The sequence below is a fragment of the Treponema sp. OMZ 305 genome (assembly GCF_024181325.1).
Taxonomy (GTDB): domain Bacteria; phylum Spirochaetota; class Spirochaetia; order Treponematales; family Treponemataceae; genus Treponema.
In genome coordinates, this window is sequence record NZ_CP051300.1 from 2,302,589 (window position 1) to 2,316,496 (window position 13,908).

A 13,908-nucleotide genomic window follows, 5' to 3' on the forward strand; every position below is an offset into this window, starting at 1 on the left:
TTAAAAGAACCAAGATTCTACTCCTCCGCCGGTTTATACAGCTCAAAGTGACTGACGGCATTCTCGCCTCTCGTAAAAGCCGGAATAGACACCATCACCGCATCTTCAAACAACGGAATGGTGATAGTACCGGTAACATCTTCTTGCCCGTTAAAAAAGCTAACCTTTACATGATGAGTCTGACCCCGCAGCATAATTTTATCGCGGTCGCCCTTAAACATCTCGAGCGGCTTTTCACCGTTAAACGAAATAGAGCAACCGTCAATCGCTTTATATGCGCCGTTCGGGTCGCTGTTGTTGTCTATCAGCACGGTATGAGAACGACCGAATAAAAACATAAGCGCCATAATGAGCAAGTAAAAAACAACCAAGCCTATTTTAACCAGCCGCTGACCTTTTTTTGAACGTACTCGAATCATTATGCCCTCCCGCTTTCGGCCCGCAGCGCAGCCCGCTGTTTTTCCGCATTCTTTTGATTACGCGCCGCGTGCATGACAAGCGATAACGCAATTGCCGCATAGCCGGAAAACTGTCTGAAGTATTCGCCGATCATCGCAGAATCAAAGAGGTGCTGTCCCGCCATCGGCGTAACGATGTACAAAAAATGCAGCAAGATAATGCCGATAAAGACGTTTCTAATGCTTGCCTTATTCACCGAAGCGCCTCCGACGAGGATTGCTGCGGCAGCAAAGAATCCGGTTTGATCATGCGCGTTATAGGTGCTCATGTTTCCCATATTCTGCAAGAAGATAATCTGTCCGATACAGGCAAGCACCGTCGAAATAACAATCGAAATAATCCGTGTCCGCTCAACCGCAATACCGGAGGCGAGCGAAACCGCTTGATTCTGCCCGATTGCCCGCATATCCTGTCCAAGCTTTGTCTTTCTAAACCACACGATAAAGAAACACAATGCAATGATAATCAGATACGAAAGAATCGGAATTTTAAATCCTGCAATCGTCAGCGGAATTGCCGTATCGAGCGTCTGCCGGACGGGCGCCAACTCAAGCGTATTACGCACTCCGTAGCCGCGGGAAAGCATAATCGCCTTATTGTGCATCGGAATAACCGACCCGAGTATGTACAGCACAAAGAATTGATAAATTCCGTTAAAGAAAAAACCGAGGATGTAACTTGTAACCATTTCTCGCCCGCGGGCACGGTTCAGTACCGAACCGGCAACAATTCCAAGCAGAATGGAAAGCGGCATCCCGATACCGGCTGCAAACACCAGCCCGTAGATACCGCCGATACTCCAGTCCATTGCAAAAATAAGGCCGATCTGCCCTGCCATCGCACCGAGAACCATCCCGAAGTTAATACCCATTCCGGCCATAATCGGCAGGATGAGCGCAAACACCAAAAAGGAGTTTCTGCCGATCCGCGTTAAAATTTCGGCGATAATATGGTGCGCCGATAAGCCCGACACGGGAATGGCAAGGAACGAAATAACCAAGAATATGATGGATACCAAATTATCCAGAATAAAATCAACCGCGGAAAAATGTTCCCACTTTTTTTTAAGCATATTAGACGATACCATAATCTACCTCGCCGCCTGCGTCTTCCGCGTCAGTGCATATAAGATCATACCGTTTGACAACACAATACGGATAACCTCCGACATATCGGTTTGCAATACGCTGTTAATAACGGAGGGAGTCATTGTTAAAATACCTTGAAACAGAAACGTTCCCAGCATCACATTTAAAATCGACGCTTTATTGACCGAGGCTCCTCCGATTAGAATGGCCGCTACCGCCGGAAACGCCATAAAGAGCGGAGCCTGATACAGCTGAATAAAGCCGAAACTTTGCTGATACAGCAAAATCCCGACGCCGCCGATAACGGTAGACAGCACCGTACTGATAATCCGCGCTCGGTCGATATTCACGCCGCTCGCCCGCGCAAATTCAGGATTTGACCCGACCGCAGTCAACGCCGTTCCCGTCCGTGTCTTCATAAATACCTTCATAATAAAAAAGCAGATAAAGACAAAGAGAATAAGCCCGGTCGGAAATACGAATGCGCCGATTTTAAACACCCATAAATTATTCAGTATTTTCAGCCAGTATCCTTCGAGCGTAATGGTCGTACGTAAACCTTTTCCCGCATAGCCCCACACCATCGTCGGATTAGTGTACGGCAACAGCAGCCATAAAATCGACATAAACATAACCGCAGCGAATCCGACATACAAAGCGATGGTCATCTCTTCGCCTTTAATCAGATTCAAAAGTTTACCATAAGCATAGCCGATCACCGCACATATCAGTACCGTGAATAAGACGGCTGAAAAAAAGCCTGCCCATCCGGTTAGGTTCAGTTCCATTGCGAGCGTTGCACCAAGCAGTCCGCCGATAACGCCGAGCGATAACCCGAAGTTAAGACCGCAGCCTGCCTGCACCATCGGCACCATCGCAAGCACCAAGAGGGCATTCATCCCGAAGCGGTTTATCGTATCCGAAAGGGATGCACCGATACTGACATTGACAAAAGGAGCCGCGATAAACAGCGACAATAAAAACAAGAAAATGATAATGCGCGGCCATCCGAATGCCGCAAGTTGTTTTTTTAACTGTTCCATCTATTTTACTCCTGCCATATAAAGTGCAAACTCCGCCGGATCTTCGGACGGCTGCAGTATATGCGCAACCTTGCCCTGAAATACGACAGCGATGCGGTCGCACGCAGAGCGCAGCTCTTCAAGTTCACTCGAAATCATCACAACGGTAACGCCTTTTTCTTTATTTAATGTGCGGATTGCTTCCAACACCAGCGCTTTAGCGCCGACATCAATACCCCGCGTCGGCTCTGCAACAAAGAGCAAATCGGGTTCCAAACAGAATGCTTTCGCTAAACACAACTTTTGCTGATTACCGCCGGAAAGCTCCCGCGCCTTTTGTTGGGAACCGGTGCATTTAATTTGCAGCATCTTGATATACTCGTCGGCAAGCGCCTTCATCGCTTTTTCGTCGCGGACGGTGATTAACCCGCCCAGATATTTTTTTAAATATTTATGCTTGGCCTGCATAGCGGTAAAGGCGATATTCCAGTCAAGACTTTCATCCAACAAAAGGCCGACGCCGCGCCGATCTTCGGAAACAAAAGCAATCCCTTCCGAAAGCACTTTTGAGGTTTTGCTGATGTCGAGCGGCTTGCCTTTAAAGATAACCTCGCCGCCCGCACGGAACAGCCCCATAATACCGTTGGGGATACCGATTTTTCCCTGCCCGGCCAAACCGCCGATGCCGAATATCTCTCCCTTTTTAACGGAGAAACTTGCATCATCAACCAGCTCTCCCGGCATATCCACCCACAGGTGTTTTACATCGAGGATGGTTTCTTCGAACTGACGCGCCGTTCTTTCGGCCGTCTGTCCTTCAACCTTTCTTCCCACCATTGCGGCCGCAATCGCCTGCATATCCGTTTTTGCGGTTTCCGTGACTTGGATTGAAACACCGTCACGCAACACAACAACCCGATCACAAATTTCCATAACCTCGTGCAAGCGATGGGAAATAAAGATAACCGCGATACCTTTCTCCGCCAATGCCTTGATTGATTTGAGCAGAACCTCCGCTTCCGATTCGGTAAGGACGGCGGTCGGTTCATCCAACACTAAAAGCCGTACATTATCGCGGTCTATTTCGCGGGCAATTTCGGTAAACTGTTTGTGCCCGACCGGCATTTCGGAAATAAGAGTTTGTGCGCTAATCGAAACACCCAGTTGATTAAGTGTACTCTGAGCACGCTCGCGCATCGCTTTGCGGTTTAATGTCGTAAGCCGCGGCCCAAAGAGGTCGGAGATAATGCTTTCCTGTTCAAGCTCGCGGTTCAACATAATATTTTCGCCGGAAGAAAAACCCGGAATCAGCGAGAACTCCTGATGTACCATCCCGACACCTGCACCGAGAGCATCGAACGGTGTTTTGAAAACAACTTCTTTTCCCAGCAGCCGAATAGTTCCGCCGTAGCCGCCCGTTTCGGCAATCACCGGCATACCGAACAGAATACTCATCAATGTTGTCTTTCCGGCTCCGTTTTCTCCTACCAGTCCGATCACCTCTCCCGCATGGACATCAAAACTCACACCTTGCAAAACGGGCGTTCCTGAAAATTCCTTCGTAATATGATCGATGGATAAGATAACTTCATCATTATTCATAAGTTTCTATAATCCTTCGCTATTTAAGCAAACATTCAGCAAAAAAAACGGGTACACTTCAAAACTTTCCATGTACCCGTTGTGCTGAGGAGGCTTTTTTTAAATAGTCCTTAATTTAATAATCCGTCCGTATTATTAGACCTATTCGATAACTGCGTTTTCGAATAGGTCGACGAGTTCTAAATCGCACAAATAGTACCCTAAAATGCAACAGTTGAACAAAGTGTGAACTTTGGAAACTGCTGCATTGATGTGCGGAACGCGCATACGTTAATACGCGATGTTTGCGAAGCAAACTCGACGTGTTTTTCAGCCGCGCTATTTCAGCGGCTGAAAATAAACTTACGATTTAGAATATCGCATTTCAAGGTAACCTGTTCAGAAACGGAAGTTTCCGAACAGGTTTATTTATTAAATTTCATATTTAAGTACTTCTGCGGTACCTCTTGCTCGGTTGTCGACAAAAAGCCTTTTCCGAGGATGTAGGTATCCATAAATACTAATGCTTGGTTCTTTGCGCGGACACCGGTATTGGCATCAGTGTAGTATGCGCTCTTCCACCGTGCATTGGGGGTAAAGACACCCAGCGCTTTCGATAGATCGGTAAGGCTGCCTTTCTCCGCTTCGCCGTCGATGATGCGGCGGGCGTATTCTCCCAAACCTGCGCTGACGGTAAAACCGTATGAGTATGCCCATGTACCGAACCGGCCTGCACCGCCCTTATCGATAACGGACTGCTCTACCTTCGTTAAAATGGCTCCGAAGTCGCCCGCCTGTTCGGTAAGGTCGATACCGAGCGCTCCCGGATAGCCCATTAACGGGGACGGAAGGTCTGCTTCAACAAAGATACCCCCGTACTGTAAAAGTTGCTTTAAGAGCGGCTCCGTATGCGCATCGTTCGTACAGAAGAACGCAGTTTCTTTACCGTATTTTTCAACCCACTGCGGAACCTTTTCCAGAATAAATTGCTGTGCGCCCGCAACGCCGACATCGCTGGTCGGGTCGGGGGCGGTTTCAAATACAAATTTCAACCCGATATCGTTACATGCAGCTTCCATGATTTGGCGGCGGAGACCGAGCGTTTCATACGACATGTGCCGCGGGAAAGAAATATGCACGAATGTCTTTGCACCGAGTTCTTTCGCTGCCCAAATAATCGTATATCCGCGGGACACGAAGTCATTGCTTATCGCCATATCGGCAGCCGCTTGAATAACAAGCGGGTCTTCGTGCGGCTCTCCGGCAAACAGCAATATGTCGGGACGTTTTTCCCGCACGCGTTTAAACGCCTCTGCCGTACCGGGAATTCCTTGGTTGACGATAATCGCTTTCATCATCGGATCATCGGCGAGGGCGGCAATCTGCGTGATGGTCGTTTCCTGTTGAGACATAAAGTCATCAGGATAGGTGATATGCTGAATCATACCGCCGGTTTTAGCGGAACCGTACATTTCGATCAGTTTTTCGGCGCCGCGAAGATCATCTTCCGATTGAGAGACGGTTCCCGTTACAATACCGATATGGTACGAGGCGGTCTTACCGTTAGCCCCCGACTCAGCTTTCTCCGGCTTTGTTTCCGCTTTTTTGCTGCACCCTGCAACGAATACGCTCAAGAATAGTGCAGCCAATAAAACAAAAACGGCTTGCATGTTTTTTTTCATATTCAACTCCTTTTGATACCGTATGCGCATCGAAAACGATAGTGCATACGTTTTGGAACCTCTAAAATCTCACGTCGGCTCTTTTAAAGATTCCGTAAAATAAAACTTTCATTGATAGTAAGTTCTTCGGAAAAAAATGTCAAGTATTTTATGTATAAATATGCAATAAAAAGAGTAAGAAACAGTATTTTTATGCAAAAATGGATAAGATTATTTTGAATTAATAGGGATGAAGATGCTTTTTATGCGTTGTCTACAGTCATTCTTCCTGCTATACTTAGACCGATATTATGACTATTCGATTGACTTCCGCACAAAAAGGGATTTTGTGCATTATTTGTTCGGCTTTCTTTTTTACTGTAATGAATTTATGCGCAAAGCTTTCCGGCGATTTGCCGTCTATCCAAAAAGCGTTTTTTAGGAACAGCATTGCCTGCGGTACATCGCTCTTTTTTCTGATACAAACCCGTCGGTTTACCCTGCCGCAGAAAAAAAATCTGCCCTTCTTGATACTGCGTACCGTATTGGGAACTGCCGGATTGGTTTCCAATTTTTATGCTGTCAGTCATTTAGCGCTCGCCGACGCTTCCATTTTGGCAAAGCTCGCGCCGTTTTTTACTATTTTTTTTTCATTTCTCTTTCTGAAAGAGCGCATACGGTTTACTCGACTTCTTGCAGCGGTCTGTGCATTTGCCGCAAGCCTCTTAATTATTAAACCGACTTTTGCCGGATCGGGTCATATCTTTGCCGCCTCCGTGGCATGTTTCGGAGGGCTCTGCGCAGGCGGCGCATATACCTGTGTCCGCTATCTTTTAACGCACAAAGAACACGGTCCGTTTGTGGTATTTTTCTTTTCGGCGGGATCTATGCTGATTTTGCTGCCTTTTTTCATCTATAACTTTGAACCGATGAGCATGCAACAGCTTTTCTGGCTGCTTGCCGCCGGTGCTGCGGGGGCCGGCGGGCAGTTTACGGTTACCGCTGCATACTCCTATGCCCCCGCAAAGAATATCGCCGTTTTCGACTACACGCAAATCCTCTTTGCGGCAGCGTTCGGTTTTTTACTGTTCCATGAAGTTCCCGACCATTACAGCATTGTCGGATACGTCATTATCTGCACGATTGCACTTATGCTATTTTTGAAAAAAGACTAATTACCGGATTGCGGTTACCAGCGGCAGCAGCTCCGACGGCTTTGCGATAATATGCGTTGCCCCGGCGCCTTCCAATTCGGCACGGTCTCGAAAACCCCACAGAACGCCGACAGTAGCCAACCCCGCGCTTTTTCCGGTGTTTATATCCACGGAGGTGTCTCCGATGTAGAGGCATTCCTGTTTTTGGCGGTGTAAAAGCTCTAAAATCTCAAACACGCCGGCAGGATCCGGCTTAAGCGGAACGCCTTCCCGTTGACCGAAAACGGCGGAAAAAGTCCCCGCATCAAAAAAAGCTTTGATGATTTTTTGCGTAGTCGGCTGCGGCTTATTCGAAAGAACCGCCAGCTGGACACCTTGATTACGCAGCGCTGTAATCATATCGGCAACGCCGTCATATACGGTACAAAGGTGTAAAAAATCGGCATCATAGGCTGCATTGTAATCCTGCAAAATGCGGTCTTCCAACGCCGCATCCGTAACGCCGTGGTATGCCAATACTCTGTGGATAAGCGTCCGCGCTCCGTTTCCCGCAAACTGTTTAAAATGTTCCACCGGTGCAGGGGGCAGTCCGTGTTTCGCCGTTTCCGCATTGACAAAATACGCAAGCGTCCGAACGGTATTAGTCAATGTCCCATCCAAATCAAAAATACATGCCTTAATCATAATGATAGAGTATACCGCATCAGAGGCTAAAAAGGGAATCGCACACTTGATTTCTTAAGGGGGGGGGGGGGGAAGGCATAATGGAAGAAAGTTTATTCCAAATGATAAAGGAGTATCATTATGAAGATGCGAAGTATGGTACGAGGCATTCCCCTCCTGCTCCTTATGCTGTCGGGATTGGGCGTTTTTCTTAGCTGTAAAGGCCCTGTTATGCCAACAGTTTATACGGTAACCTTTGACGCGCAAGGCGGCACTGCGGTAGCGCAAGCCAAGGTAGAACAGGGCAAAACGGTACAAAAACCGAATGATCCGGCAAAGGCTCCCTTTGCTTTCGGCGGCTGGTATAAAGAAAAAGAGTGTAAAACACCGTGGGACTTTGCAACCGACACCGTTACCAAGGACACTACGCTCTATGCACAATGGAAAATTACCATTCAGTTTGATTCTGGCAAAATGACCTGCTGGAAAGAGGGCGGAGGCGATATTACTTACAAGTACCACCGTGTACGAAAATGACCGGTTGTACTTTGAAGCGACGCTGCCTACCGGACAAACCGTTGACAAGTGGAAGGTCAACGATGGGGAAAAAGAGCATGAAACACGTGCATGGTTCAATTACGCCGTACAGGCTGGTGATGTGCAAAGCGATGGTAGTATTCACATTGACTATACGGTAAAAACAGCGGCACAAGCAACCATACACTTTGATTCTAACAAAATAAAATGTTTTAGATTCTTTGGTTCAGATACCACCCCCGATATACCGATAGCTGACGGGGGTACTGTTTACGAGCATGATAATCTCATGTTTATCGCCCAGCCTTCTCCGGGACAGATGGTCGATTCTTGGACGGTCAATGGCACTGATAGGTTACTGCATATGGGAAATTCTGGCTTTTATAGGGTCCTCAAGGAAGATTCTGACCTTCGATTCGACTATACGGAAAAAATTGCAGGAAGGTTAGAGTTGAAATTCGATTCTTCAAAGATACGGTGTACAAAACTGTATGATAAGACACCTATTGCGCCCGGTCAGCGAGAAAAAGGCGATTCGCTCGTCTTTCGCGCTATAAACGGTACAGCAGTACAGTGGAAGATAAACGATAAGCCGTATTATCAAGGAAAACAGCATCTCGTACTATTTATAAAACAGCAATTGGGCAACGTAAATAGTATAACCATCAGCTATGAGTAAAAAATAACCAGCGCAGGCATCTTGAAAAAACTTAAAAAAGCGTTTTTCAAGGTGCCTCTTATACGGCGAACTTCGATAAATACCGGAAACTACCGTATAAAAAATAAAGATTCCGATTGACACGCCCTACATTTTCCGGTATAGTGGCTTCATATTTTTGCGGATGTCGTATAACGGCTATTACCCCAGCCTTCCAAGCTGGAGACGAGGGTTCGACTCCCTTCATCCGCTTACAGCAACGTACTTGCCTTTTTTAACTGATAGTCATCAGTTTTTTAACCTTAATCAGTTTATGTTATGATTTTACCGAATGATTATTGCATATTACAATCAAGCAACAATCAATAGACCTATTCGATAACTGCGTTTCCGAATAGGTCGACGAGTTCTAAATCGTACAAATAGCACGATTTAGAACATCGCATTTCAAGGTAACCTGTTCTGAAACGGAAGTTTCCGAACAGGTTTAATGAATGCGGAAGATTTTTCGCGTAGGGACTCAACAGACCGGTTCTTTTGCCGATAAGATAAAAGGAACACGTGATCGCATGGGGGATTAAAAATGAGTTATAACAGTCAAGCCTTAACGGCATATAAAGAGACACGTGTAAAGACGGCAAGTCCGGGGTCTCTGATTATTATGCTGTATGATGAGGGTATTAAAAACATTACCCTTGCCATTGAAGGCATGCCTGACGGAAAAATCGAAGCGGAGAATATCGAGCGCATTCACCAGTACATCTTAAAAGCGCAGGACGTTATCACCGAGCTGATGGCATCCTTAAATATGGATGAAGGAGGAGAAATTGCGGAAAATCTTTTATCGCTTTATTCATTCTTCAACCAACAGCTTTTTCAGGCCAATATGCAAAAGGAGCCGCAGCCGCTTATAACGGTACGCGATATGATGGAAGAACTGCGCGAGGCTTGGCATCAGGTTGTAAACTCTACAGCCGCCGCTACAACAGAAATAAAACCGGCCACTTCCGGTGTCAATATAGCAGGATAAGATAATGTATACAGCTACGCTTAACGATTCCGAAATTGCCGAACGGATTGCAGTCCTCAAACGGTTTAGGTCGCTGTTGGAGCAGCAACGGCTTAAATTCCGCGAATACCTCACAGTATTGGAAAAACAAGAAAAAAGTATTTCCGCCGAAAATACCGATGCTGTCCTGCAGCACACAGAACTGGAAGAGTCCATTATTGCCGAAATATTTACTATTCAAAAAGTAATCGATCCGCTGGAATATATGTACACCAATATCTGCAAGAATACGGAACATTCGGATATTCCTCATCTTAAAACGGATTTGGATGACTTACAAAAAAGAGTTTTGGCGCAAAATAAAAAAAACCGCGAGCTTCTGCAAACGCATATTACCGGTTTACGGCAGCAAATAGCGTCATTAAAACGACCGTATGCACACAAAGAAAGCATCTATGCCGGTACGGCACGCACCGCGGCTCTCGTCGATCTCAGTTTATAGTCGATACGATCCGGACATTATGCTCTGCATCTTTTGTGCTGCACATATTGTATGAACCTTCCGTTACCGCCGCAATATCAGACAAAAGAAAAGAATCCGTCTGCATATACGCAAAAAATCGGCAGCTGTATGACGTACCGCTCCGATATTGTGTGGATCGATATTACGGATAAGAGTCAGGATATCCTTACGTTGATAAAGACGCACAGGAATTTTGACTATTTTCCGGTATGTGCAGGCAAAATCGATGCAGTTATCGGCATTGTCAGTGCACGTGATTATTTGCAAAGTAGGCTTGAAATACCACCGCCGAATCTACAAAAGATTTTAACGAAGCCGTTGTTCATTCCCGAATCGCAAACCATCAAACATACGCTTGAATTACTGAATGAGCAGAACGTACATACCGCCTGCGTTATTGACGAATACGGCGGCATCGAGGGATTTATAACCAAAGAAGGTTTGTTGGAAAGCTTGTTTAATAGAAACGTTCAGGCAGCCGGTAATACCAAGCAGCAACAGCATACGCAGGCTGACGGAAGTAGTATTGTCAGCGCACAGATGAGCCTTGACGAAATACAGGCGCTCGGACTTTTAAATGATATTGAACGCCCACCTACCGAAGAATACTACACCCTTGCAGGCTACCTGCTTGCCCATCTTGACGCCATTCCCCGGCAGGGCGACAGCATCGACACCGGCTCTTATATCTGTACGGTACTCAGTATGCATGGACAGCGAATCGATCAGGTCGCGATAAAGAAAAAAGAAGCGTAAATGCCCTATACCGAAAGCTAGAGAATTGTGAGAAACTATGTGCGCGCTATTCTCAGCATGGCGATGCTCAAAAACGTGAAAATTAAAAGAGGGAGAAATGCGCCTGCAAGCGGGGAAATATACTCCCATTTTGCAAAAAGCATGGTCATCATCTCGGTAACATAATAGAGAACTGCAAGAGCTAAACTAAAGAGCAAACTCATCAGTAGGATATTTTTTTTAAAGCGGCCGCCGATGGAAACGGAAAAAAATAAAACTATGAACGTTGTAAATGGGAATGAAAAGCGCCGGTAATATTGCGAAAGGTATTCATGGTAGGGTAACCCCATTTTTTTTAAATTATTAATAAAGAGTTTTGCCTGTGCAATAGTCATCTCATCAATAGATGTAATATTCCGTTGAAAGGTTTCGGGAGGTTCGGAAAAAAGTTTTTCATCGATTGAATCTTGGTAGAGAACCTCATTGTCGGCGGTAAAGGTATAGATTGATTTATCCGTTACCACCCAATGATCGTCCTGCCACCGTGCAGAATTACCTTTTATAACGGTAGAAATATCGCCTGCTTCGGTTCGCATCACGATCAGCACATTGCTCAATTCCTTTTGAGTGTCATCGTAATAATCGGCAAAATACACAACCTTCCCCGACTCGGATAAAATAACCAAATCACTGCTATTCAAATTCTGTTGAGGTTCCAATATAGAATTTACCAGTGCAATTTTCTGTTTCTGAAAGTGAATTAAGATACGATCCTCAAAATAAAACATCCCTATCGATAACAAAAATCCGCACAGCACAAGCGGAGCCACCAACACGGTGAGCGGCATACCGGATGCAAAAATAGAGGTGAGTTCATTTTTTGCGTACATATTTCCCATTGTATATGAACTGGCAAACAGCACTGAAAGCGGCATTGCAAACGATATACACTTGGGTAAATATAAATACATCACCCGCAGCAGTGTAACAAAGCGTGCTTGGTTTTGCAAATACTGTGGTAAATTGAGAAAAAGATCGCCGAGCTGCAGGAGCAAAATAAAAAATAAAATCGTTATCACAAAGACAGGAAAAAAGAGCTGCAGCAAATATCGTTGAAGAATTTTCATCTGAATAATTTTTTCCCCAGCAACACAATGGATGCGGCAAAGACCATAATATTGGGTACCCACATGGCGGTGGTACCGTTCCAATCAAGCCGTAAACAGAGCGTCTGCCCGCCCATAAACAGCGCCCAATATGCAACGGCTATTAAAAGCCCCAATACAAAACCGACACCTTGATTATGTACCTTACCGGCGCTGCTGATGGCAAAGGCAAGTAATACAAAAAAGAAGGCGCCGAAAGGAATGGAAAATTTCTTATGAAATTCCATCCAATACAGATTGAGTGTCCGATTATCTTCGTTTTGCGTTTGTTGTTCTTTTATATCCTTATAGAGATCAAGTGAGGACATTTCGGACGGCCCGATCGTGTTAAAATAAGAAGATTTAATACTCTTTGCAAGTACATTGTAGGTTACCGCTTCGCCGTTCACCGCATCGTATTTTTTTTTATCCGAAGGATCTAAAATAAGAAGGTGCGGCAGCGCCATTTTAAGTGACATCACGATTGACGGATCATCTGACTTTTTAATCTCGGCAGTCTGTGTACCAAGTATACGGAATGCTTTATCCGCATTCTTATCAACGATCAAAAGATTGTGGATTTTTCCGTCCTGTATCAATCCCGTTACAACAACCGCATTACGATTGCGTTTTACGGAATAAGAAGAAAGCTCTAGCGCAGGGGTTGAGGTTGCAATATCCCAATAGACGCGCCTAAAATTAACAGCACTGGCAGGCAGCAATACATCGTTGGTAAAAAAGGAAACAATCGAAACTACCAAACCGACCAGTAACACCGGTAACATTAAAAAGCGGGGCGAAATCCCCAGTGCGTTCATAGAAAGAAATTCCAAATCACTGACGAAGCGACCGATGCCCATAAGCGTACCGATCAAGGCGGCAAAGGGAGCTGCATTCGCGATAACCGCAGGCAGCGAATACAGCATCAGCAATGCCACATCTTTAAAAGGAGCTTGTTTTGAAAGAACATCTTCCGCCAATAACAGAATATTATTAACAAAAAAGATAAAGAATAAAAACAAAAAGCAGACAAAAAAGTACAGCAGCATCTCTTTAGCAATATATAAAAAAAGCTGCTTTTGTCTTATGCCCCTCATATTCTCTTCAATCTCCGAAACGTAAAAATGCTAATAGCTCCGAATACGGCGGCAGAGGCATTTTTCTTTTTATAATAGCTCCAATGTATCGATTTACGCGATGCCGGTGGAACCGTACCCGTCCGCACCCCGGCCTGTTTTTGAAAGCACATCAGTTTGTACGAAAGTTACCTGTACGGCTTGAGCAACTACGGCTTGTGCAATTCTGTCGCCGTTCCGAACGGTAAAGGGTTCGCTACCGAGGTTTACCAACAGCACACAAAGCTCCCCGCGGTAATCGGAATCAACCGTACCGGGTGTATTGAGCACCGTAATGCCGTACTTTAACGCAAGCCCTGACCGCGGACGCACTTGCAGCTCATAGCCCACAGGTAGTTCGACAAAAAGCCCCGTCGGGATGAGCTTACGTTCCATCGGGTTCAGCGTTACCGGTTCCGCCAAATATGCATGTAAGTCTGCACCCGCGGAACCGGATGTTTGATATTCAGGCAGCAAGGCTCCATCCTTGAGTATGGAAAAGACCCTTACTGCCCCATCAGCGATGCTCACGATTTATCCTCTACTAACGAATGAACA

At 45.7% G+C, this 13,908-nt stretch carries 15 protein-coding genes and 1 tRNA gene; 7 read left to right on the plus strand and 9 right to left on the minus strand.

Annotated features, from left to right (window positions below; translation table 11 throughout):
• Positions 1-17: 17 nt before the first annotated feature.
• The 5 genes from ABK01_RS10130 to ABK01_RS10150 form a co-directional block, all read right to left on the minus strand.
• Positions 18-419, minus strand: a complete 402-nt coding sequence (locus tag ABK01_RS10130; RefSeq protein WP_253675543.1) for a DUF6672 family protein — start codon at positions 417-419, stop codon at positions 18-20.
• The gene (locus ABK01_RS10135; RefSeq protein WP_253675544.1) at positions 419-1,546 is read right to left on the minus strand and encodes an ABC transporter permease subunit; all 1,128 of its coding nucleotides are present in this window, start codon (positions 1,544-1,546) and stop codon (positions 419-421) included. Before ABK01_RS10135 ends, ABK01_RS10130 begins: the two co-directional genes overlap by 1 nt.
• A 3-nt stretch (positions 1,547-1,549) precedes the next feature.
• Complete coding sequence (locus tag ABK01_RS10140; protein WP_253675545.1) at positions 1,550-2,590, minus strand: ABC transporter permease subunit; 1,041 nt, start codon at positions 2,588-2,590, stop codon at positions 1,550-1,552.
• Complete coding sequence (locus tag ABK01_RS10145; RefSeq protein ID WP_253675546.1) at positions 2,591-4,171, minus strand: sugar ABC transporter ATP-binding protein; 1,581 nt, start codon at positions 4,169-4,171, stop codon at positions 2,591-2,593.
• Between the two features lie 404 nt (positions 4,172-4,575).
• Positions 4,576-5,832, minus strand: coding sequence for a DUF3798 domain-containing protein (locus tag ABK01_RS10150; RefSeq protein WP_253675547.1), 1,257 nt, complete (start codon positions 5,830-5,832; stop codon positions 4,576-4,578).
• Between the two features lie 290 nt (positions 5,833-6,122).
• On the opposite strand from ABK01_RS10150, the gene ABK01_RS10155 reads away from it, so the two are divergent.
• Positions 6,123-6,986, plus strand: coding sequence for a DMT family transporter (locus ABK01_RS10155; RefSeq protein ID WP_253675548.1), 864 nt, complete (start codon positions 6,123-6,125; stop codon positions 6,984-6,986).
• Here the strand turns inward: ABK01_RS10155 and ABK01_RS10160 are convergent, their stop codons facing one another.
• On the minus strand, positions 6,987-7,649 hold the full coding sequence (locus ABK01_RS10160) for an HAD family hydrolase (protein WP_253675549.1): 663 nt from the start codon (positions 7,647-7,649) through the stop codon (positions 6,987-6,989). It abuts the gene before it with no gap.
• Between the two features lie 120 nt (positions 7,650-7,769).
• Here ABK01_RS10160 and ABK01_RS10165 point away from each other — a divergent pair, with 120 nt between their 5' ends.
• From ABK01_RS10165 to ABK01_RS10190, 6 genes are all read left to right on the plus strand, one after another.
• Positions 7,770-8,165 (plus strand): InlB B-repeat-containing protein, encoded by a 396-nt coding sequence (locus ABK01_RS10165; protein WP_253675550.1) that lies wholly within the window; start codon positions 7,770-7,772, stop codon positions 8,163-8,165.
• Positions 8,152-8,844: a hypothetical protein gene (locus ABK01_RS10170; RefSeq protein WP_253675551.1), complete on the plus strand. Its 693-nt coding sequence runs from the start codon at positions 8,152-8,154 to the stop codon at positions 8,842-8,844. Before ABK01_RS10165 ends, ABK01_RS10170 begins: the two co-directional genes overlap by 14 nt.
• Before the next feature lie 159 nt (positions 8,845-9,003).
• Positions 9,004-9,075 (plus strand) — tRNA-Gly (locus ABK01_RS10175).
• A gap of 331 nt (positions 9,076-9,406) precedes the next feature.
• On the plus strand, positions 9,407-9,853 hold the full coding sequence (gene fliS / locus ABK01_RS10180) for a flagellar export chaperone FliS (protein ID WP_253675552.1): 447 nt from the start codon (positions 9,407-9,409) through the stop codon (positions 9,851-9,853).
• Between the two features lie 4 nt (positions 9,854-9,857).
• Positions 9,858-10,334, plus strand: coding sequence for a flagellar biosynthesis protein FlgN (locus tag ABK01_RS10185; protein ID WP_253675553.1), 477 nt, complete (start codon positions 9,858-9,860; stop codon positions 10,332-10,334).
• A 51-nt stretch (positions 10,335-10,385) separates the two neighbouring features.
• A complete protein-coding gene (locus ABK01_RS10190) occupies positions 10,386-11,111 on the plus strand; it encodes a transporter associated domain-containing protein (RefSeq protein WP_253675554.1) in 726 nt (241 codons plus the stop codon).
• Positions 11,112-11,146: 35 nt separating this feature from the next.
• On the opposite strand, the gene ABK01_RS10195 is transcribed toward ABK01_RS10190, so the two are convergent.
• The 3 genes from ABK01_RS10195 to dut all read right to left on the minus strand — a co-directional run bounded on the left by ABK01_RS10195 (position 11,147) and on the right by dut (position 13,881).
• Entirely contained in the window at positions 11,147-12,217 is a 1,071-nt protein-coding gene (locus ABK01_RS10195) for an LptF/LptG family permease (RefSeq protein WP_253675555.1), read from the minus strand.
• Positions 12,214-13,332 (minus strand): LptF/LptG family permease, encoded by a 1,119-nt coding sequence (locus ABK01_RS10200; RefSeq protein ID WP_253675556.1) that lies wholly within the window; start codon positions 13,330-13,332, stop codon positions 12,214-12,216. Before ABK01_RS10200 ends, ABK01_RS10195 begins: the two co-directional genes overlap by 4 nt.
• A 93-nt stretch (positions 13,333-13,425) precedes the next feature.
• A complete protein-coding gene (gene dut, locus ABK01_RS10205; RefSeq protein WP_253675557.1) occupies positions 13,426-13,881 on the minus strand; it encodes a dUTP diphosphatase in 456 nt (151 codons plus the stop codon).
• Positions 13,882-13,908 lie beyond the last annotated feature (27 nt).

Bases quoted from the DNA above. Each gene is read 5' to 3' on its own strand.
- ABK01_RS10135 (WP_253675544.1), bottom strand. From the start codon at position 1,546: ATGGTATCGTCTAATATGCTTAAAAAAAAGTGGGAACATTTTTCCGCG.
- ABK01_RS10195 (WP_253675555.1), bottom strand. From the start codon at position 12,217: ATGAAAATTCTTCAACGATATTTGCTGCAGCTCTTTTTTCCTGTCTTT.
- ABK01_RS10165 (WP_253675550.1), top strand. From the start codon at position 7,770: ATGAAGATGCGAAGTATGGTACGAGGCATTCCCCTCCTGCTCCTTATG.
- ABK01_RS10200 (WP_253675556.1), bottom strand. From the start codon at position 13,332: ATGAGGGGCATAAGACAAAAGCAGCTTTTTTTATATATTGCTAAAGAG.
- ABK01_RS10140 (WP_253675545.1), bottom strand. From the start codon at position 2,590: ATGGAACAGTTAAAAAAACAACTTGCGGCATTCGGATGGCCGCGCATT.
- ABK01_RS10130 (WP_253675543.1), bottom strand. From the start codon at position 419: ATGATTCGAGTACGTTCAAAAAAAGGTCAGCGGCTGGTTAAAATAGGC.
- ABK01_RS10150 (WP_253675547.1), bottom strand. From the start codon at position 5,832: ATGAAAAAAAACATGCAAGCCGTTTTTGTTTTATTGGCTGCACTATTC.
- ABK01_RS10155 (WP_253675548.1), top strand. From the start codon at position 6,123: ATGACTATTCGATTGACTTCCGCACAAAAAGGGATTTTGTGCATTATT.
- ABK01_RS10185 (WP_253675553.1), top strand. From the start codon at position 9,858: ATGTATACAGCTACGCTTAACGATTCCGAAATTGCCGAACGGATTGCA.
- ABK01_RS10160 (WP_253675549.1), bottom strand. From the start codon at position 7,649: ATGATTAAGGCATGTATTTTTGATTTGGATGGGACATTGACTAATACC.
- ABK01_RS10145 (WP_253675546.1), bottom strand. From the start codon at position 4,171: ATGAATAATGATGAAGTTATCTTATCCATCGATCATATTACGAAGGAA.
- ABK01_RS10190 (WP_253675554.1), top strand. From the start codon at position 10,386: ATGAACCTTCCGTTACCGCCGCAATATCAGACAAAAGAAAAGAATCCG.
- fliS (WP_253675552.1), top strand. From the start codon at position 9,407: ATGAGTTATAACAGTCAAGCCTTAACGGCATATAAAGAGACACGTGTA.